The 18,141-nt window shown below is 68.1% G+C and carries 19 protein-coding genes and 2 pseudogenes; 4 read left to right on the plus strand and 17 right to left on the minus strand.

Going from position 1 to position 18,141, the window contains the following annotated elements; translation table 11 throughout:
• The first annotated feature begins 13 nt into the window (after positions 1-13).
• The 4 genes from ABFB10_RS23100 (at position 14) to ABFB10_RS23115 (ending at position 4,393) form a co-directional block, all read left to right on the plus strand.
• Positions 14-1,669, plus strand: a complete 1,656-nt coding sequence (locus ABFB10_RS23100; RefSeq protein WP_347168536.1) for an ABC transporter ATP-binding protein — start codon at positions 14-16, stop codon at positions 1,667-1,669.
• The gene (locus tag ABFB10_RS23105; RefSeq protein ID WP_347168537.1) at positions 1,666-2,889 is read left to right on the plus strand and encodes an ABC transporter ATP-binding protein; all 1,224 of its coding nucleotides are present in this window, start codon (positions 1,666-1,668) and stop codon (positions 2,887-2,889) included. The genes ABFB10_RS23100 and ABFB10_RS23105 overlap by 4 nt, the downstream gene beginning before the upstream one ends.
• A 235-nt stretch (positions 2,890-3,124) precedes the next feature.
• A complete protein-coding gene (locus tag ABFB10_RS23110) occupies positions 3,125-3,814 on the plus strand; it encodes a Crp/Fnr family transcriptional regulator (protein ID WP_347168538.1) in 690 nt (229 codons plus the stop codon).
• 75 nt (positions 3,815-3,889) lie between these two features.
• Entirely contained in the window at positions 3,890-4,393 is a 504-nt protein-coding gene (locus tag ABFB10_RS23115) for a DUF2478 domain-containing protein (protein ID WP_347168539.1), read from the plus strand.
• A gap of 16 nt (positions 4,394-4,409) precedes the next feature.
• On the opposite strand, the gene ABFB10_RS23120 is transcribed toward ABFB10_RS23115, so the two are convergent.
• The 17 genes and pseudogenes from ABFB10_RS23120 to ABFB10_RS23200 all read right to left on the minus strand — a co-directional run bounded on the left by ABFB10_RS23120 (position 4,410) and on the right by ABFB10_RS23200 (position 18,112).
• Positions 4,410-4,682 (minus strand): hypothetical protein, encoded by a 273-nt coding sequence (locus ABFB10_RS23120; protein ID WP_347168540.1) that lies wholly within the window; start codon positions 4,680-4,682, stop codon positions 4,410-4,412.
• 55 nt (positions 4,683-4,737) lie between these two features.
• Positions 4,738-5,439, minus strand: coding sequence for a NapC/NirT family cytochrome c (locus tag ABFB10_RS23125; protein ID WP_347168541.1), 702 nt, complete (start codon positions 5,437-5,439; stop codon positions 4,738-4,740).
• Positions 5,440-5,462: 23 nt separating this feature from the next.
• Positions 5,463-5,903: a nitrate reductase cytochrome c-type subunit gene (locus tag ABFB10_RS23130; RefSeq protein ID WP_347168542.1), complete on the minus strand. Its 441-nt coding sequence runs from the start codon at positions 5,901-5,903 to the stop codon at positions 5,463-5,465.
• 21 nt (positions 5,904-5,924) lie between these two features.
• On the minus strand, positions 5,925-6,836 hold the full coding sequence (gene napH / locus ABFB10_RS23135) for a quinol dehydrogenase ferredoxin subunit NapH (protein ID WP_347168543.1): 912 nt from the start codon (positions 6,834-6,836) through the stop codon (positions 5,925-5,927).
• Entirely contained in the window at positions 6,833-7,573 is a 741-nt protein-coding gene (gene napG / locus ABFB10_RS23140; RefSeq protein ID WP_347168544.1) for a ferredoxin-type protein NapG, read from the minus strand. Before napG ends, napH begins: the two co-directional genes overlap by 4 nt.
• Positions 7,574-7,716: 143 nt before the next feature.
• Positions 7,717-10,214 (minus strand): annotated as a pseudogene (napA, locus tag ABFB10_RS23145) (nitrate reductase catalytic subunit NapA).
• 3 nt (positions 10,215-10,217) lie between these two features.
• Positions 10,218-10,367, minus strand: coding sequence for a chaperone NapD (locus ABFB10_RS23150; RefSeq protein ID WP_347168545.1), 150 nt, complete (start codon positions 10,365-10,367; stop codon positions 10,218-10,220).
• Positions 10,333-10,491 carry a chaperone NapD gene (locus ABFB10_RS23155; RefSeq protein WP_347168546.1) on the minus strand — a complete coding sequence of 53 codons (159 nt, stop codon included), beginning with the start codon at positions 10,489-10,491 and terminating at the stop codon, positions 10,333-10,335. The genes ABFB10_RS23150 and ABFB10_RS23155 overlap by 35 nt, the downstream gene beginning before the upstream one ends.
• The gene (napF, locus tag ABFB10_RS23160; RefSeq protein ID WP_347168547.1) at positions 10,488-10,994 is read right to left on the minus strand and encodes a ferredoxin-type protein NapF; all 507 of its coding nucleotides are present in this window, start codon (positions 10,992-10,994) and stop codon (positions 10,488-10,490) included. Before napF ends, ABFB10_RS23155 begins: the two co-directional genes overlap by 4 nt.
• A 718-nt stretch (positions 10,995-11,712) precedes the next feature.
• Complete coding sequence (locus ABFB10_RS23165; protein WP_347168548.1) at positions 11,713-12,225, minus strand: DUF3299 domain-containing protein; 513 nt, start codon at positions 12,223-12,225, stop codon at positions 11,713-11,715.
• Positions 12,222-13,472: an ABC transporter permease gene (locus ABFB10_RS23170; protein ID WP_347168549.1), complete on the minus strand. Its 1,251-nt coding sequence runs from the start codon at positions 13,470-13,472 to the stop codon at positions 12,222-12,224. The genes ABFB10_RS23165 and ABFB10_RS23170 overlap by 4 nt, the downstream gene beginning before the upstream one ends.
• Complete coding sequence (locus ABFB10_RS23175) at positions 13,469-14,164, minus strand: ABC transporter ATP-binding protein (protein WP_347168550.1); 696 nt, start codon at positions 14,162-14,164, stop codon at positions 13,469-13,471. The genes ABFB10_RS23170 and ABFB10_RS23175 overlap by 4 nt, the downstream gene beginning before the upstream one ends.
• The gene (zrgA, locus tag ABFB10_RS23180) at positions 14,161-14,838 is read right to left on the minus strand and encodes a zinc uptake protein ZrgA (protein ID WP_347168551.1); all 678 of its coding nucleotides are present in this window, start codon (positions 14,836-14,838) and stop codon (positions 14,161-14,163) included. The genes ABFB10_RS23175 and zrgA overlap by 4 nt, the downstream gene beginning before the upstream one ends.
• A 106-nt stretch (positions 14,839-14,944) precedes the next feature.
• Positions 14,945-15,157 (minus strand): DUF6525 family protein, encoded by a 213-nt coding sequence (locus ABFB10_RS23185; protein WP_347168627.1) that lies wholly within the window; start codon positions 15,155-15,157, stop codon positions 14,945-14,947.
• Positions 15,158-15,940: 783 nt separating this feature from the next.
• Complete coding sequence (locus ABFB10_RS23190; RefSeq protein WP_347168628.1) at positions 15,941-16,336, minus strand: thioesterase family protein; 396 nt, start codon at positions 16,334-16,336, stop codon at positions 15,941-15,943.
• 84 nt (positions 16,337-16,420) lie between these two features.
• A pseudogene (locus ABFB10_RS23195) lies at positions 16,421-17,354 on the minus strand (electron transfer flavoprotein subunit alpha/FixB family protein).
• Positions 17,354-18,112 (minus strand): electron transfer flavoprotein subunit beta/FixA family protein, encoded by a 759-nt coding sequence (locus ABFB10_RS23200; RefSeq protein ID WP_347168552.1) that lies wholly within the window; start codon positions 18,110-18,112, stop codon positions 17,354-17,356. Before ABFB10_RS23200 ends, ABFB10_RS23195 begins: the two are co-directional and overlap by 1 nt.
• Between the last annotated feature and the right edge of the window lie 29 nt (positions 18,113-18,141).

The following is an 18,141-nucleotide window of genomic DNA, read 5'->3' on the forward strand; positions in this document are numbered from 1 at the left end:
AAGGAGCCCTCTCATGACCACCGCCCTGACATCCCCGACCGCCGCCCTGACAACCCAGCTCGACAGCGCGAAATGGAGCTTTTCGACCCGCCGTGTGGACCGCACGCAGATCTGCGGTCTCGACACCCGCTTTGCCGAGGCCCGCCCCGGCGATCTGATCCTCGCGCAGGTTGCGCAGATCGGCCAGCACCGGCGCATCCAGCTGCCCTCGGGGCGACCGTCGGATCTGTTTCCCGGCGATCTCGTCGTGCTGGCCTGCGGCGCACGCTATGCGCCCGACCAGTTCGAGGGTGTCGCCGAAATCGCGGCGGACGGTGCCGACATGCTGGCGGGCGGCGGCTGCATCGGTCGCATGACCGCCCGCAACGAGCGTATCAAGCCCGCCACGCGGCTGCTGCCCAAGGGGCGCCTGCTGGGGCAGGACGGCAAGCCGGTCAACCTGGAACACTTCGCGCTGCCCGATCCTGCCCAGCCCTCCCGGATCCCGGTGATCGCGGTTCTGGGCACGGCGATGAATTCCGGCAAGACGCTGGCCACCGCACAGCTTGCGCTGGGGCTGCGCCGGGCGGGATGGAAGACCGCCGCGATCAAGGCCACCGGCACCGGCGCTTTCGGCGATTACAACGAATACAGCGATACCGGCGCGCAATATGTCGGCGATTTCACCGATGCGGGCATGGTGACCACCTACCTTGAAGAGCTGCCGCGCATCCGGGGCGGTATCGAGCGGCTGCTGGGCGAGGCGCAGCAGCAGGGCTGCGAGATTGCCGTGATGGAGGTGGCCGACGGGCTGTTCCAGCGCGAAACCGCGCAGCTCATCGCCGATCCGTGGTTCCAGAGCCGGATCTCGGGCCACGGTCTTTGCCTGTGGCGATGCGGTGGCCGCCGCCGGTGGCGTGGCCGAGCTGGCGCGACTGGGGCTGGCCCCCGACCTGCTGACCGGCATGCTGAGCTGTTCGCCGATGGCCAGCCGCGAGGCCGAGGCCGCCACCGGCATCCCGGTGCTGCGCAAGTCGGATCTGTCGGACCCCGCCGAGGCCAACGGGTTTGCGCTGCGGGCGAATGCGGACTGGTCGCACGCTGCATGACCCCGATGCCCCGCCTTCTTGCCCCCGGGCGGCGCGCGCCGCTGGCCCGGGTGACGCTGCTGACGCTGATGCAGGGGCTGGCCGCCGGTGCCGCGGCCTTTGCCACCCGCGCGCTGTTCGAGGCGCTGCACGCGGGCGGACCCGACCTGCCGCTGGTGCCGGTGGTGGTGCTCAGCCTGTCGGGTCTGGTCATCGCCTCGGCCCGGATCGCGGCGCAGGTGCAGGGCGAGCGTCTGGCGCAGAGCTATGCACTGGACCTGCGCGCCGCGCTTTTCGAACATGCGGCGGGTATGGCCGCCAGCGATGTGGCGGCGCGGCGCAGCGGATATTCCAGCCTGCGTTTCGTCGGCGACATGACCGCCTTTCGCAACTGGGCGGGGCGCGGGGTGCCGCGCCTCATAGCGGGGGCGATCCTGATTCCGGCGACGCTGGCGGTGCTGGGCCTTCTGTCGCCCGCGCTTCTGCTTGCGGTGCTGCCGCCGCTTGGCGTCGCGCTGCTGCTGATCTTCGTCGGGGGCGGCGTCTTGCGCCGCTGCACCGGCGCCTGCGCGCCCGTCGGGGGCGCATCGCCGCCGAGATGACCGAACGCATGGCGCTGGCCCCCGATCTCGACCGGCTGGGCCGCCGGAACAAGGAACTGCACCGGCTGCGCCGGCGGTCGGGGCAGATGATCGAGGCCGCGCTTGACCGGCTGCGCCTTGCCGAGGCGCTGACCGCCGTGCCCGAGCTGATGGCCGGGCTGACGGCGGCGCTGATCCTGCTGATCGGTGCCCGCGAGGGGCTTGGCACCGGGACCATTGCCGCGGCGCTTTCGGCGCTGGGGCTGTTGCTTGCGCCGATGCGCAACCTTGCCACGGTCTGGAACCTGCACGCCGGGTGGCGCGCGGCGCGAGAGAAATGCGCCGCCGCGCTGACCCGCCGCCAGCGCGGCCCCTATGGCACGCGCGGGCTGCCCAAGGGCCCGGTGGCGCTGCGGATCGAGGCGCTGGAGCTGCCGGGCGCGCCCGCATTTTCCTTCCGGCTGGCTGCTGGCAAGGCAGGCCGCATCGCGCTTGGCGAACGCGCCGAAACCGCGCTCTTCGACATCCTTCTGGGGCGCGACCCGAAACCCGCCGGGCAGGTCCGGATGTCGGGCATCCCGCTGGACGCGCTGAGCCGTGGCGCCTTGCGGCGCAATCTCTGCCGGATCGGTGCCGATGTGCCGATCCTGCAAGGCTCGCTGCGCCGCGCGCTGACCTTCGGGACCGGGGTCTCGATCGAGGATGCGGCCCTGCGCGACAGGCTCGGGCAACTGCGGCTGAAGGCGGTGCTGTGCCCCGACGGCGATCTCGACCGCAGGATCACGGAAGGCGGGCGGACATTGTCGCTGTCCGAGCGCACGGTACGTCAGTCTGGTGCGCGCCTCCCTGTGCAAACCGCGCCTTGTGCTTGTCGGTCAGGACTTCGCGGTCGCGCGGCTCGGAGGTCGCGGAGGCCGTGCGGCGCTGGATCGATGCGACCCCCGCGACGGTTCTCTGGGGTGGTGCCGAAGGGGCCGAAAACCCCGCGCCACAGCCATGCTGCCTGCATGATTGTGAGTGACCGCGCCGCGATTCCCAACCGCTGGCCGTCACAAGGGTGGGGGGCTTTCAGAAGCCCCCTGTCGGCGCTTTGCCCGGGAACCAAGGGGCAAAGCCTTTACCGGTCGCGGGGCCGCTTTTCCCTCGCCCCGGGCGGCATGGCTTGGATTTTCCGGATAACGGATTGGGATGATTGCATTTCTCTTGCGCCTGCGCTGCGCGACCGGCGCCCTTTCCGTTGAAGCGCAAAAGCCCGAGGCGTAGCCTCGCTGCCAAATCTGTTGCTTTATACAACCGTTGAGTGAGTATTCCTGACAGGGCAGGCCAATGTTGCGGACCTGCCAGGGGGCGTCCCGCAAATCGCGGCAGAAGTTTGCGCTGCCGCAACATCTCTGTCGGGGCTGCGTCGTATCGTTGTGCTGCCCGGCCTGTGCGAACCGCCTGTCCGGGTCAGGCCAGCTACGGAAGGTCAGACGGATGAACGAGGCTCTCAGGAACGCGGCGCGCCGGGCGGATCTGATCGGGATGTGCCCGAAAGAGGCAGCGGACATATTGCTCGATCAGGGCAGCGTCCGCATGTTCGAACGCGGCGCGACGGTCTTCTCGGCGGGGGCGCCGGCACAGCATGTCTTCGTGATCATGGCGGGCTGGGTCAAGCTGTACAGCGTGAGCGCGCGCGGGCAAGAGGCGGTCATCAATGTGCTTGGCCCGGGCCAGACCATCGGGGACGCCGCCGTTCTTGGCGCCCCTGCCCATATGGTCCACGCCGAAGCCACCACCCGGGTGCAGGCCCTGCAACTGCCCGTCAGCCTTGTCCTGTCACTGATGGACCGGTCGCCAGAGACGCGCGGCGCCATTCTGGCCGGGGCGCGGGCGCATCTGAACGCCCTCGTGCGCGAGATCGAAATGCTGAAGCTGCGGGACGGGGCGCAGCGCGCGGCCCGCTTCCTGCTGTCGCTTCTGCCGCCGGGACAGGGCGGCGCCTGCGATGTGCGTCTGCCCTACGACAAGGTCGTCATCGCCGGGCGGATCGGCATGTCGCCGGAAAGCCTGTCGCGGGCCTTTGCCCGGCTGCGCAACAGGGGGGTGACGGTCGAGGGCAACACCGCGCGGATCGCCGACACCCATGACCTGTCGCGCTTCTGCGACCTGTGCGAAACCGAGTAACCGGTTTGTCGGGACCTGGCTGTCCTGACCGCAGGCGACCCGCTTGCGCGACCTGAACAGAAGAAGGGGGCTGTTGTGCTCGGATACATCCTTTCCGAAACGCGGGGAGAGGCGGATCGCCTGCTGGCCTCGCTTGCCGAAAGACTGAGGGCAGAGGGCCATGTGGTTGCCGGTATCGTGCAATCCCGCGCGCCGACAGAGGGCGCGCATCCCTGCGACATGGAGCTTGCCGTTCTGCCGCGCGGCCCGGCGCTGGAAATCTCGCAGAAGCTGGGGGGCGGATCCCGGGGCTGCCGTCTGGATCCGGGGTCTTTGGAAGCGGCGGCGGAGGCGGTGACACTCCGGCTGCGCGAGGGGGCCGATGTGCTGATCCTGAACAAGTTCGGCGCGCAGGAATGCGCCGGGCGCGGCTTTGCTCCGGTGCTCGCCCTTGCGCTGGAGCAGGGCATTCCGGTTCTGACGGCGGTCAATGCCCGCAATCTCGACGGGTTCCTGAGTTTCGCCGGCGGGCTTGGCTCGCAGGTCGAGGCCGGGGGCGCGGCCCTCGACGACTGGCTGCGCGGGGCGCTGGCCGGTTAGGCCCCCGGGCCGCGCCTCAGATCCTGGCGCCCTTGTGGCGGATGGCGCATCCGGCCAGACCGGCCAGCAGCCCGACCAGAACCGAGACCGTGTATTCCATCGGTGTGATCGCCACATGGGTCGAATGCGATCCGCCAAGGATCATCGGCGCCAGCAATCCGATCAGCCCGCCCAGCCCGGCGGCCAGCGCCCATTTCCGTGTCGCCATGCCAAGCGCGACGCCGATGATGCCGGGCAGGCCCAGCACGCTTGCGCCGATGGTGCCGAGAAGATCGAGAAAACTGAGCATCTGTGTCACTCCGTCATGCGGCGGTTGTCGGAAGGGCGGATGGGGGCGCGCGCGGTCATTCGCCCGCGTCCTTCAGCCAAGTCCGGATGGCAGCCATGTCGGTGCCCGCGGCCGGTGCCGCGCCGGACCGGGCCAGCGTTTCGACCACGTGATCGTATTCTTCCTGGTAGCCCGGCGGCAGGTCGTGGGCGATGCCCTGATGGCAATCGATACAGGTCATGTTCTCGTCGATGGCGCGCTGGTGGTTGTCGGCGGCGCGGGTCTCCTGAAGGGTGAAGTCCATGTATTCGAAGGCATGGCAGTTGCGGCATTCGCGCGAGTCGCTGGCCTTCATCTTCTTCCAGACCGCTGCTGCCATTTCCAACCGGCGCGCTTCGTACTTCTCTTTGGTCGAGATGGTGCCCAGCACCTCGTGATAGACGTCCTTCACGGCCATGATCTTGGCCTTCATCTTGTATTGCCACTCGTGCGGGACGTGGCAGTCGGAACAGATCGCCCGCACGCCCGAGTGGTTGTTGTAGTGGATCGTCTCGCGGTACTCGCCGAGGTTCGTTTCCATCGTGTGGCAGGAGGTGCAGAACTCCTCGGTGTTGGTCAGTTCAAGCGACCAGTGAAAGCCGCCCCAGAACAGGATGCCGCCGATGAAGCCGGCGATCAGCAGGAAGCCCGTGCTGAGCACGCCCGTCGGGCTCCAGAAGGCGTCCCAGAGGCGCAGCAGGAAATTCCGCCGACCGGGCTTGGTGTCGTTCTCGGCCATGTCTTGTCCTTCCGTGCCTAGCCTCAGCGCGATGCGCTGGGTTCAAACGTGTTGTCGACCAGGGCCGGGGCGTCCGCCTGCGGCACGTGGCACTGGTTGCAGAACCAGCGGGTGCCCGCGACGGTATCCAGCTGGGTGCCGTCGCGGTCGAGGTAGTGGGTCATCGACAGCGTCGGGGCGCCGCGATCGCCCGCATTGGTCCAGTCGTGGCAGCTGAGGCATTGGTTGGTGCGCAGGTCGATCTGGTACTGTTCCATCGAATGCGGGATCAGCGGCGGCTGCTGGCGATAGTTGCGTACCTCGCGCCCTTGCTGCTGCTGGAAGAGGTCGGGGGCGGGCAGGGTGGTGTCCAGATCCGATCCCCGCAGCGATTGCACATGGCTGTTGGTTTGCGCCAGGACCAGCCCGGACAGCAGCAGGGTTGAGGCGAATGCGGCGAGGCCCGCTTTGACCGGCAGTTTCATGTCAGCTCTCCGTTGGCGCCGTCAGGCGGCTTGGTCGGCGGCCGTGCGGGGCCGCGGGGGTGAGGGGTCTTCGACATGGGTGTCGAAGCGATGGGTGAAGGCGAAGACATCGACGGAACAGACGTCGATGCAGCGCCCGCAATTGGTGCAGTCCGGCGACAGGATCAGCGGTGTGTCGCCGTCCTTGCCGCGCAGGGCCGGGGCGATGACCCGGTTTTCCGGGCAGACGGCGAAGCAATCCATGCAGTCGTCGCAGGCCGCGCGCCGGGCGGCGCTGACCCGCAGCAGGCTGCGCTGGCCGAGCAGCCCGTAGAAGGCGCCGACCGGGCAGAGATGCCCGCACCAGCCACGGCGCGCCACCAGCAGGTCGAAGACAAAGACCAGCCCCACCAGCGCCCAGGCGAACCCCATGCCGAAGACCAGCCCGCGGTGCAGCATAGTGATCGGGTTGACGGTTTCCCAGGCAATGGTGCCGGTCAGGGCCGAGACGGCCAGCACCGCGCCCAGCAGCCAGAGCCGGGTTTGGCGCTTGGGCTGCCAGCCCTTGTGCAGCCCCAGCCGGTCGTGCAGCCAATGCGCGGCGTCCGTCACCGGGTTGATCGGGCAGACCCAGGAACAATAGACCCGCCCGCCGATCAGCGCGTAGGTCACCAGAACGATGCCCGCGCCGATCAGCGCCGTCGCGGCGGGCCAGTGCCCCGCAACAAGGCTTTGCAACGCCACCAGGGGATCGGTCAGCGGCAGCACCCCGAAACTGCGCGACCCGGCCAGCGTGCCGGTGACCCACCACAGGCCGAACCAGGGCCCCAGCAGGAACAGCGCCAGGAAGACCGCCTGCGACAGGCGGCGCAGGATCAGGAAGCGATGCGCGCGCAGCCACCCCTTGGCCTGGATGGCCTCCTGCCCGACGGGCGCGGCGGTCGAGGCCTTCATTGTCCCGCCTCCGGCAGGGTGAAGGCCGGATCGAAGCCGCCGGGCGCGGCCAGGTTGTCGGTGCCCGGTCCCGGCAGGCGGTCGGGCAGGTCGATCAACCCGTCGACCAACGGTGCGCCGTTGCTGTCCTGCTCTTCCCAGCCCCTGCGGTAATGCTCTGCCGAGGCGCCGCGGGCCAGCCGCAGGGGCAGCACCTTGATCGCGGCTTCCGGCAGGACGCAGCTTTTCTCGCAGATGCCGCAGCCGGTGCAGTGGTCCGCATGGACTGTCGGCGCAAAGATCGCGTGATGGCCCGAGCGGTCGTTGTGTGACAGCTCCAGCGTGATCGCCTCGTCGATGACCGGGCAGACCCGGTAGCAGACGTCGCAGCGCAGGCCGAGGAAATTCAGGCAGTTCTCCTGATCGACCAGAACCGCGGTGCCCATCCGCGCCTCGTCGATATCGGTCAGGCTCTGGTCCAGCGCGCCGGTCGGGCAGGCGGCGACACAGGGGATGTCCTCGCACATCTCGCAGGGGACCGCGCGGGCGGTGAAATAGGGCGTGCCAGTGGCGGGGCCGTCGGCGCCCAGTTCGGCCAGCGACAGCGTGTCATAGGGGCAGTCGCGCACGCAAAGCCCGCAGCGGATGCAGGCGGCGAGGAACTCGGCCTCGGGCAGGGCGCCGGGCGGGCGCAGCGCCTCTGCCGGAAGCGCCCGCGCCTCGCGCGCCAGCCGAGGCCAATCCGCTTGCCGCGACAAGGCAGCCGCCGGCCATGCGCGCCGTATCGGTCAGGAACCGGCGGCGCTGGGGGGACAGGACTGGCGTGGCGGCGGGCATTCCCGGCCTCCTTGGCGGGTAGGGGATCCGCAGGGGCGTGGCCCCCTGCGGCACTGGGCAACGATCAGGCCCGTTCGACCTTGCAGGCGCATTTCTTGAAGTCGGTTTCCTTGGACAGCGGGCAGGTCGCGTCCAGCGTCAGCTTGTTGATCAGCTGCCCCTCGTCGAACCATGGCACAAAGACCAGGCCGCGCGGCACCTTGTTGCGGCTCGCGTGTCTCGACCCGGCTGAGCATCTCGCCGCGGCGGGTCGAGATCATGATCTCCTGCCCGCGCCGCAGCCCGCGATCCTTGGCGTCCTCGGGGTGCATGAAGACCACCGCCGAGGGGAAGGCGCGGTGCAGCTCGGGCACCCGCCGGGTCATCGAGCCGGAATGCCAGTGTTCCAGCACACGGCCCGTGGACAGCCACAGGTCGTATTCCTCGTCCGGGGCTTCGGCGGCGGGTTCGTAGGGGGCGAAGATGATCTTCGCCTTGCCGTCCTCGTAGCCGTAGAACTGGACATCGCGGCCCTCGGCGACATAGGGATCATAGCCTTCGCGGAAGCGGTACAGCGTTTCCTGCCCGTCAACCACCGGCCAGCGCAGCCCGCGCGCCTGATGATAGGTGTCGAAGGGCGCAAGGTCATGCCCGTGGCCGCGTCCGAAGGTGGCGTATTCCTCGAACAGCCCCTTCTGCACGTAGTAGCCGAAGTGCTGTGCCTCGACGTTGTCGAAGCCCTCGGCGGTGTCTTCCAGCGGGAAGCGGTTCACCTGACCGTTTTCGTAGAGCACGTCGTACAGCGTCTTTCCCGCCAGCTCGGGCGCCTTGGCGACGAGGTCGGCGCCCCATGCCTCTTCGACGGTGAAGCGCTTGGCGAATTCCATCAGCTGCCAGAGGTCGGACTTTGCCTCGCCGGGCCGCCATGACCTGCTGGCGCCAGAACTGGGTGCGGCGTTCGGCGTTGCCATAGGCGCCTTCCTTCTCGACCCACATGGCGGTGGGCAGGATCAGGTCGGCGGACATGGCGGTGACGGTGGGGTAGGGGTCCGAGACGGTGATGAAGTTGTCCGGGTTGCGATAGCCGGGCAGGCCCTCGACATTCAGATTGGCCGCCGCCTGCATGTTGTTGTTGCACTGCACCCAGTAGGCGTTCAGCGTGCCGTCCTTCAGGGCGCGGTTCTGCGCCACCGCGTGCAGGCCGGGCTTTTCGGGGATGGTGCCTTCGGGCAGGCGCCAGATCTCTTCCGCATGGGCGCGGTGCTCGGGGTTCGTCACCACGAGGTCCGCCGGCAGACGGTGCGAAAAGGTGCCCACCTCGCGGGCGGTGCCGCAGGCCGAGGGCTGGCCGGTCAGCGAGAAGGGCGAATTGCCGGGCTCGGAAATCTTCCCGGTCAGCAGGTGGATGTTGTAGACCGACCCGTTGGCCCAGCTGCCGCGCGTGTGCTGGTTGAAGCCCATGGTCCAGAGCGACATCACCTTGCGGTCCGGGTCGGCATATTGCTGGGCCAGTTTCTCCAGCTGGTGCACCGGCACACCGGAGAGTTCCGAGACATACTCGGCTGTATAGGGGGCCACGGCGGCGGCATAGGCGTCGAAGTCGATGGGCGTCAGGGCGCCGGAATCCGGGTTCGCCGCCGCCGCCTGCCGGGGATCGCTGTCGCGCAGGCCATAGCCGATATCGGTCGCGGTCTTCGTGATATTGACGTGCTTTTCAAGGAAATCCCAGTTCACCGCGTCGTTCTGGATGATGTAGTTGGCGATGTAGTTCAGGATCGCCAGGTCGGTCTGCGGCTTGAAGACGAGCCCGTTGTCGGCCAGCTCGAAGGACCGGTGCTCGAAGGTCGACAACACATGCACCTCTGCGCCTTCCTTGGTCAGGCGCGTGTCGGTCAGCCGCGACCACAGGATCGGGTGCATCTCGGCCATGTTCGAGCCCCAGAGCACGAAGGTATCGGCGTGCTCGAAGTCGTCGTAGCAGCCCATCGGCTCGTCGATGCCGAAGGCCCGCATGAAGCCGACCACCGCAGAGGCCATGCAGTGCCGCGCGTTGGGGTCGATGTTGTTCGACCGGAAACCGGCCTTCATCAGCTTGGCGGCGGCATAGCCTTCCCAGACCGTCCACTGGCCCGAGCCGAACATGCCGACGCTTGTCGGCCCCTTCGCGGCCAGCGCCTCTTTCCACTTCAGCGCCATGGTGTCGAAGGCTTCGTCCCAGCTGACCGGCTCGAAGTCGCCGTTCTTGTCGTAGACGCCGTTCGACTTGCGCAGCAGCGGCGTTGTCAGGCGGTCGGCGCCATACATGATCTTGGACAGGAAATAGCCCTTGATGCAGTTCAGGCCGCGGTTGACCGGGGCCTCGGGGTCGCCCTGCGTGGCGACGACGCGGCCCGCCTTGGTGCCGACCAGCACGGAACAGCCGGTGCCGCAGAACCGGCAGGGCGCCTTGTCCCAGCGGATGTCGGCATTGCCCGGCGTCTGGGCGAGGGCCGGGCCGGTCGCCAGCGGGATTCCGGCGGCGGCGGCGGTGCTGGCGGCGGCGGTGGCCTTCAGGAAGGTGCGGCGGGATTCCGAGATGGTCATGCGTCAGGTCTCCGGCTGGGTGGCGGCGAGCGGCGCCCGCTGCGTGGGGTCTTCGAAATGGTGGTAGTTGAGCGTCAGCGAGTAGACGCCCGGTATCTGGTGCAGCGCCATGATCGTGTCAGAGGCGAAGGCGGCCTCGGTATCCTCGACCACGACGACGAGGCGTGGCGTCCTCGGTCTGGGCATGGACCTCGACCCCGGCCATCGCCTCCATCGCGCTGCGGGCCTGGGCGAGATCGTCGCGGGCGACATGGACAAGGCAGCCACAGATGTTCATGCGATTTCCTCGGTTGCGGGGGTTCGGGCTTCGAAAGAGACGGCACCGGCGGGGCAGGTGAAGGCACATTCGCCGCAGCCGGTGCATTGATCCGCGTCGAGCACCGGCGCCGCCCGGCCCGCCGTCATCAGGCGAAACCGAATGGCCCGGGCGTCGCAGGCGTCCTCGCAGGCGCGGCAGGCAATGCCGTTCAGCGACAGGCAGCTGTCGGTGATCACCGCCCGCCACGGCCAGTCCGACGCGGGCGCGGGGATCAGGGCGCCGGTCTCGCAGGCCTCTGCGCAGGCATTGCAGAAGGTGCAGGCGCCCTTGGTGAAATCGAGCACGGGTTCGCCGGAAGAATGGCGGATGACGATGCCCTCGGGGCAGGCCCGGGCGCAGTCCCCGCAGCCTGTGCAGAGGCGGGAAAAATCGTCCTGGGCGCCGGGCGGACGCAGTCTTTCCGGGTCGGTCCGGGAAAGCCGGCCCCTGAGAACGCTGCGTCTGCTGAGCTTGCTCGTCATGAACTGCCTGGCTGTTTCGTTTCCGGCGGTTACAGCCTGTCGCAAGGCACCGGTCGGAGCCGCTGGTCAGGACGTGAACACCCGGAAAATGAATGCGTCGCGACTCATACAGTAAGCCAGCTCGGCCCGGTGCAGCCTTGACGTTCGTCAAGGTTGCCAAGGTTTCCTGTGCAATACCGGCCTTTTCACGTGCGGGCCGGTGGCGAGGCGCCGGGCGGGGCGCCCCGCGTCTTCCCATGCGAGGATTGCGCCCCGTCAAACCATGGCGCCGGTCCTGCGGAGGCCCTGCACCCCGAGGAAGGCCGCGATGAAGCGCCCCAAGTCCGGCAGCCCGATGCCCGCTCTGGCGGATTTCTTCGCAAGCCGTTCGGGGTCAGCGCAGCTTTTGCGACCGGCGCCCATCTTGCCCCGATCGCCTGACCGCGTCACTCCAATGCAGCGGGGGTTACGGCCCCGACAGCCGCTTTCACAGCCGCGCGTCCGGGCGCCGTTGCGACCGGTCCCGAAGGGGGACGGGTGCGGGCCGCTCAGAAGGCTCTCGCCGCGCTTTTTCAGGATGTCCGGCGCGAGGTCGTCTGAAGGCAGCGGTTGGCTAGGCTTGTTTAACGCTTGCCCCGCGCAGAGAGCCAAGCGGATAGAGCCGGGGCGCGCTGAGGCCCGCTGTCCTGACCGGACGGCGCCCGCGCCGCCTGACAGGACGCCCGGCGCGCCGGGCCGGTCACTGCCATTCGTAGACCTCGATCTTCTCGGCCTCCAGCTGATAGCCGACCTCGGCGATCTGGGTCGACAGCGCCTTGGCCGACAGGCGCCCGGAGACCCAGACCGGATCCCAGAGGGACTCGTTGGGCCAGGGCGTCCGGGTGGTGACGAAGACAAGCTGGTTCGGCGGCGGGGGCGGCGTGTGGATGCAGGCGCCCACGTAGGGCACCAGCATGAAGCCGGTGACACCGGCAGCGGTCACGTCGAAGGGGATGATGTAGCCGGGCAGCTTCACCGGCTTGCCGTCCAGCGCGGTGTTCACCTTGCTGGCGTTCTCGTCGAACTGCGGCACCCGGGTGTCGTTTACCTCGTCGATCTGGCCGGGGCCGATGATCTCGCCGTAGGGCACGCCCTTGGGGATCAGGTCGTCCCAGCCGATTTGCCGGAACGGGCTGGCCATGGCACGCCCCGGCACAAGGGTCGCTGCGGCAAGCGCCATGAAGGCGCGGCGGGTCGGGTGGATCCGGGTCATATCCTCACCATCATGCCATCGGCGAGCGACAGGCGGTAGGCCCGGAGGGCGGGCAGAAGGCTTGCGATGGCCGCCGCGACGATCACGCCTGCGAGAACCGCCAGCTCTCGTGCGGTGGGCGGGCCGACGGGCAGCCAGAGACCGAAGGCGCTGTCCACCAGCGGCTGCGCGACGACCAGCGCGCCATAAAGCAGCGCCAGCCCCAAAACCGCCCCGATGGCGGCCATCATGGCCGCCTCCAGCACCAGCAGGCCGAGGATCGTCGCGGGCCGCGCCCCCATGGCCCGCCAGATCGCCATTTCGCGGCGCCTCTCGTTCAGCGACGAGAAGATCATCGCCATCATGCCCAGAAGCGCGGTCACGACCACCATGGCCGAAACCGCCGTCAGCGCGGTTTCCGCAACGCCGACGATCTGCCACAGCTCTTGTAGCGCCACGCCGGGCAGGATCGCCAGCAGCGGCTCTTCGGGGTATTCGTTGATGGCGCGTTGCAGGCCGAAGATCTGCAGGCGCGACTTCGTGCCCACCAGTGCCGCCGTCACCGCCGAGGGCGTCAGGTCCATCTGCCGGATGCGCTCGACCGGGGTCGACTGGCCGGGGATCTGCGCGCCGGACCGCCAGTCGACGTGGATCGCCTCGATGGCTTCCAGACTGACGATGACGGTACGGTCCACCGGGGTGCCGGTGCGGTCGATGATACCCGCGATGCGGAAGGGCTGGTCGGCGTGGTCGCTGAAGCTGGCAAGGCCATGGGACAGGACGATGGGATCGCCCACCGCATAGCCAAGCGCCGCCGCGACCTCGGCGCCGATCACCGCGTCGTAAAGGTCGCCCAGACCCTGTCCCTGACCGACTTCCAGCGCCCGCCCGCCGCGATACCTGTAATGCTCGAAGAAGGCCTGCGTGGTGCCCATGACCCGGAACTGCCGGTGGCTGTCGCCCAGAGAGATCGGCACGATCCAGTCGACCTCGGGGCGCGCGGCGATGTCCTGATAGCTTTCCCATGTCACGTTGTTCGTCGCGTGGCCGATCCGGAAGACCGAATAGAGCAGCAGCTGAACCGATCCCGAGCGCGCGCCGACGATCAGGTCGGTGCCGGAAATCGTGTCGGCGAAACTGGCCCGCGCGCCGGTGCGCACCTTCTCGACGCCAAGGAACAGCGCCACCGAAAGCGCGATGGCCAGCACCGTCATGCCGATGGTCAGCGCCCGCGCCATCAGAGAGCCAAAGGCGAGACGCAGGATCATGCCGCCCGCCTTTCCGTCTGCGCGATGTCGGTCAGGCGCAGCACCCGGTCGAAGCGCGCCCCCAGCCGTTCGTCGTGGCTGACCATGAGCAGCGAAGAGCCGGTCGCGGCGATGCGGTCGAAGAGCAGGCCGAGAAAGCTGTCCTGCGTCGCCGCATCCAGCGCCGAGGTCGGCTCGTCCGCGACGATCAGCGGCGGCTGGCCGATCAGCGCGCGGGCCACGGCGACCCGCTGCTGCTGCCCGACCGACAGGCGCCCGGCGTTGGTGCCGGTGATCCCCTCGGGCAGGCCGAGCGCCGCACAGAGGCTGGCGGCCTCGTCCGGCGCCGCGCGCCTGCGCCGGGCCGGGGCAAAGCGCAGCGGCAGCAGGATATTGTCCGCCACGCTGGCATAGGGCAGCAGGTTGAACTGCTGGAAGATCACGCCGATCCCTTCGGCCCGGAACCGGTCCCGCGCCCCGGCGCGCAGGGCAGAGAGGTCGGTGCCGCCGACCGCCACCCGCCCGCTGTCCGCGGTGACGATGCCGCAGATCAGCGACAGCAGGGTCGACTTGCCCGACCCGCTTTCGCCCAGCAGCAGCAGGCTTTCGCCCTGCGCCATGCGGAACTCCGGCACCGACAGCCCGAAGGACCCCGGCCCCGGCCAGCGGAAGCGGACATCGCTCAGGGTCAGGGCCGGGTCCGTCACCGTCATTTTAGCGTCAGGGTCGGCGCGTCGCGCCCGAGGTCGGCCTGCCCGGCACCGGCCTCGGTGACGTAGTGCGCCGCGATCTTCTGAGCACCCGCGAAGCTGTCGAAGAAGGGGAAGGCGATGGCGGTCAGCGCGTCTTCGTCCTCGCAGGCGAAGGCGTAGCTGACGTGGAATTCGCTGTGCTGCGCCTTGTCCCCGTGATCGTGGTCATGTTCCGCGTGGTCGTGGTCGTGGTCGTGGTCGTGGTCGTGGTCGTGGTCGTGGTCGTGGTCGTGGTCGTGGTCGTGGTCGTGGTCGTGGTCGTGGTCGTGGTCGTGGTCGTGGTCCTCGGCGTGGTCATCCGCCGCGTCGTGATCATGATCGCCCGTATGCAGATGCGCCAAGACCTCTGTCAGGCGGCACCCGGCGGCCTCGGGCAGGGTCACGACGGTCTCGGGCACCAGCAGGGCGCGGAGGGCGGCCTCGACCGCATCCTTGTCCTCTGCCGAACTGGCCGCGTATTCGAAGCCGACGATGTCCATGCCGGGCGACAGCAGATCGATCCCGACCGTGCCGTGTTCGATGGCGATCTCCACGGTCGAGACGCCGTGGACATGGGCGCCCATCCCGCGCGTGTCCTGCGCGGCGGCGGGCAGGGCGAGCGTTGCGGCGGTCAGGGCCAGAAGGGTCGGTTTCATGAGGCGTCCTTTCGGGGTCGATTGATGAAGAGTCGAAGGGGGCATTGCAACGCCCCTTGGGCGCGCGGCCCGGTTTTCCCACTGGGGGAGGATCGGGGCGCGCCCATCACCGTCGCAGCCGGGCAGGCGTGTCGTTCAGGGACAGGGCGTTCGGGAGGCGCCTCGCCTGCCGGTCGCGGGACAGGGTTGTCCGCTCGGCCCGGTCCAGCCGTTCGAGGATGTCCTCGGGGCTTGCGCCTTCCGCCCGGGCCCTGGCCCAGATGCGGCGGCAGGAGGCGGGTGACCAGGGCAGCGCGGCCTCGGCCAGCCAGCGCCGCAGGGGGCGGGCAGGGCATCGAAGGCGCCCATCGGGTCGCCCGCGCGTGCCCGCCGGTCAAGGCCGGTCGCGCCCGGGTTGGAGCGGCGCGCCATCAGCAGGCCCCCGTCTCTGCGCGGGCCACAGGGGTCACTCCGGCGATGCGGGCGGTCCGGGGGCGTTGCGACGCGGCGTCGCGGCCAGCGAGGCGGGCGCCGGGTACAGCGGCATCGAGCATGGCGGGGCCTCCCGTGTTCCGACCGGGGCGGGTCAGGCGAGCGGGGCAGGGATGATGGGCCACCGCCATATCCGGCGTCAGTTTGTTATAACGTATCAAATACGTTATCTTGTAACGCCCGTGATGTTCAAGCCCGGATTTCGGTGGATCGCCCTGGCGGGCTGTGCGCGGGTCGCCTCTGCCCGCCCTCTCTGGGGGCGAGACCGGGCAACGGGCACCTGCATGCCTGCCCGGCGGTGCGCGGATCACAGGCGCAGGGTGGCGGACGCTTTTGGGAAACTGACGCCTCTGCGCTCGCCGCCGCCGATGACCCGCACCGGCAGTGTCCGCGCTGGCGGTGGCAAGACGAATGCGACAGCCGGGCCGAAGCCGCCACCCCGGGCGGGGTGCGAGATGGCGGCAAGGATGCGCCCTCGTCAGGCGCTTGCCCATGCGCAGGCCTGACGAGGCATCAGATCAACGGCTTCACCCGCCCAGATTTCGCCGGTCGATACATGGCCGCCGAACGAAAGTGCGCGGCAAGACGTATCGAGCGGGTCAGTCGTAATCGCGCGGATGTAGATGGATCGTCATGTGATCCGCGACACCTTGAGTGGTTTCGCGAGGACACTGCCAATCCGATTTTCCAGGGGCCAGTCTTCTTGCGCTTCGAAGAACGCGGCGATCCTCGCCTGCATATCGTCCGAGGCAGGGCCTGCCTTCCCATGCGCCACGTGGATCGCCAGATGCTCGCCTGTCGCCAGCAGCCGATCGTTGTCGTCGTAGAGGCGATGGAAAAGATGAACACGTTTCTCATCGTATCCAAGCAGTTCCGTGGTGGTGTGAAGCTTGGTCCCGAGGTGGCATTCGGCAACGTGGCGCACATGGCTTTCCAGGGTGAAGAACGCGCCAAGGACGGCCTGTTCCGGATCGACGCCGATTTCCTTGTAAAGCGAGTCGGAGGAGGTCCCCGAAGACCTCGAGATAGCGAAACTCGGTCATGTGTCCGTTGTAATCAATCCACTCGGGTTTCACTTCGCCCGACCACATTTTGCGCGGTTGTGTATTGGTCATGCCGATACCTTCTCTGTCAGCTCAGGAACGACTTCGAAAAGGTCTGCCACAAGGCCGAAGTCGGCGATCTGGAAGATCGGGGCCTCTTCGTCCTTGTTGATGGCGACGATGATCTTCAGATCCTTCATCCCCGCGAGATGCTGGATCGCGCCGGAGATGCCCACGGCCACGTACAGGTCAGGCGCGACGACCTTGCCGGTCTGGCCGATCTGCCAATCGTTCGGGGCGTAGCCCAGATCGACCGCGGCGCGCGAGGCACCAACGGCGGCGCCCAGTTTGTCCGCCAGTGTTTCGATCAGGGCGAAGTCGTCTTGCGATCCGACGCCACGACCGCCCGACACCACGATGCCGATCGCGGTCAGCTCGGGGCGATCGCTTGCCGCCAGCTTGTCCTCGACCCAGGCCGTCAAGCCCGTGCCACCGGGGGCCGCGACGGTTTCCACCGTGGCCGTCCCGCCGTCACCGGCGGCCTCGAAGGTCGAGGTGCGCACGGTGAGCACCTTCTTCGCATCCGAGGATTTCACGGTCTGGACGGCGTTGCCGGCATAGACCGGGCGCTCGAATGTATCCGCATCCACCACGCCCGTGACGTCCGGCAGGATCATCACGTCGAGCAGCGCCGCCACGCGCGGCAGGATGTTCTTTGCATCGGTCGTGGCGGGCGCCACGATGTGCGAATAATCACCCGCCAGAGAGACGATGAGGTCGGCGGTGGGCTCGGCAAGGCGGTGACCCAGCACCGCATCCTCGGCGATCAGAACCTTGGCGACACCGTCGATCCCGGCGACGCGCGTTCCCGGCGGCAGAGGCCGAGGCCCCGGCGCAAAGCACCGTCACGTCACCCAGCGCCTTCGCGGCGGTCACGGCCTTCGCGGTGGCGTCCAGCGCCAGTTCGCCCGCGTTGACTTCGGCGAGAAGAAGAACTGCCATCAGATCGCTCCCACTTCCTTGAGTTTCGCAACAAGTTCAGCGACATCGGCAACCTTGACGCCAGCCGTACGTGCGACCGGTTCGGTTGTTTTCACGATCCTGAGGCGCGGCGAGACATCGACGCCGTAGTCGGCGGCCGTCTTTTCATCGAGGGGCTTTTTCTTCGCCTTCATGATGTTCGGCAACGAGGCGTAGCGCGGCTCGTTCAGGCGCAGGTCGGCGGTCACGATGGCGGGCAGCCTGACCTCGATGGTCTGCAGGCCGCCGTCGACCTCACGGGTCACCGTGGCGGCGCCCTCCTCGATCGCGATTTCGCTGGCGAAGGTCGCCTGACCCCAGCCCAGAAGCGCGGCCAGCATCTGGCCGGTGGCGTTCATGTCGTTGTCGATCGCTTGCTTGCCGGCGATCACCAGACCCGGGGCCTCTTCCTCGACAATGGCTTTCAGCAGCTTTGCAACGGCGAGCGGCTCGATGTCGGTATGCACGTCATCGGCAGCCACCACGAGGATCGCCCGGTCGGCCCCCATCGCCAGCGCGGTGCGGAGCGTTTCCTGGGCTTGTTTGACGCCGATCGATACGACGACAACCTCTTCCGCCTTGCCCGTTTCCTTCAGACGGATCGCCTCTTCCACCGCGATCTCGTCGAACGGGTTCATCGACATTTTCACATTCGCAAGATCAACGCCGCTGCCGTCCGCGTTCACGCGGGCTTTCACGTTGTAGTCGATCACGCGCTTGACAGGCACGAGTACCTTCAAGGCTTGCACTCCCTTGCTATGATGAATGA

Source organism: Ponticoccus litoralis, assembly GCF_039769985.1.
Taxonomy (GTDB): domain Bacteria; phylum Pseudomonadota; class Alphaproteobacteria; order Rhodobacterales; family Rhodobacteraceae; genus Ponticoccus; species Ponticoccus litoralis.

Coding starts and splice junctions, on each gene's coding strand:
- ABFB10_RS23100 (WP_347168536.1), top strand. CDS start 14: ATGACCACCGCCCTGACATCCCCGACCGCCGCCCTGACAACCCAGCTC.
- ABFB10_RS23105 (WP_347168537.1), top strand. CDS start 1,666: ATGACCGAACGCATGGCGCTGGCCCCCGATCTCGACCGGCTGGGCCGC.
- ABFB10_RS23110 (WP_347168538.1), top strand. CDS start 3,125: ATGAACGAGGCTCTCAGGAACGCGGCGCGCCGGGCGGATCTGATCGGG.
- ABFB10_RS23120 (WP_347168540.1), bottom strand. CDS start 4,682: ATGCTCAGTTTTCTCGATCTTCTCGGCACCATCGGCGCAAGCGTGCTG.
- ABFB10_RS23125 (WP_347168541.1), bottom strand. CDS start 5,439: ATGGCCGAGAACGACACCAAGCCCGGTCGGCGGAATTTCCTGCTGCGC.
- ABFB10_RS23130 (WP_347168542.1), bottom strand. CDS start 5,903: ATGAAACTGCCGGTCAAAGCGGGCCTCGCCGCATTCGCCTCAACCCTG.
- napH (WP_347168543.1), bottom strand. CDS start 6,836: ATGAAGGCCTCGACCGCCGCGCCCGTCGGGCAGGAGGCCATCCAGGCC.
- ABFB10_RS23155 (WP_347168546.1), bottom strand. CDS start 10,491: ATGAACATCTGTGGCTGCCTTGTCCATGTCGCCCGCGACGATCTCGCC.
- napF (WP_347168547.1), bottom strand. CDS start 10,994: ATGACGAGCAAGCTCAGCAGACGCAGCGTTCTCAGGGGCCGGCTTTCC.
- ABFB10_RS23165 (WP_347168548.1), bottom strand. CDS start 12,225: ATGACCCGGATCCACCCGACCCGCCGCGCCTTCATGGCGCTTGCCGCA.
- ABFB10_RS23170 (WP_347168549.1), bottom strand. CDS start 13,472: ATGATCCTGCGTCTCGCCTTTGGCTCTCTGATGGCGCGGGCGCTGACC.
- ABFB10_RS23175 (WP_347168550.1), bottom strand. CDS start 14,164: ATGACGGTGACGGACCCGGCCCTGACCCTGAGCGATGTCCGCTTCCGC.
- zrgA (WP_347168551.1), bottom strand. CDS start 14,838: ATGAAACCGACCCTTCTGGCCCTGACCGCCGCAACGCTCGCCCTGCCC.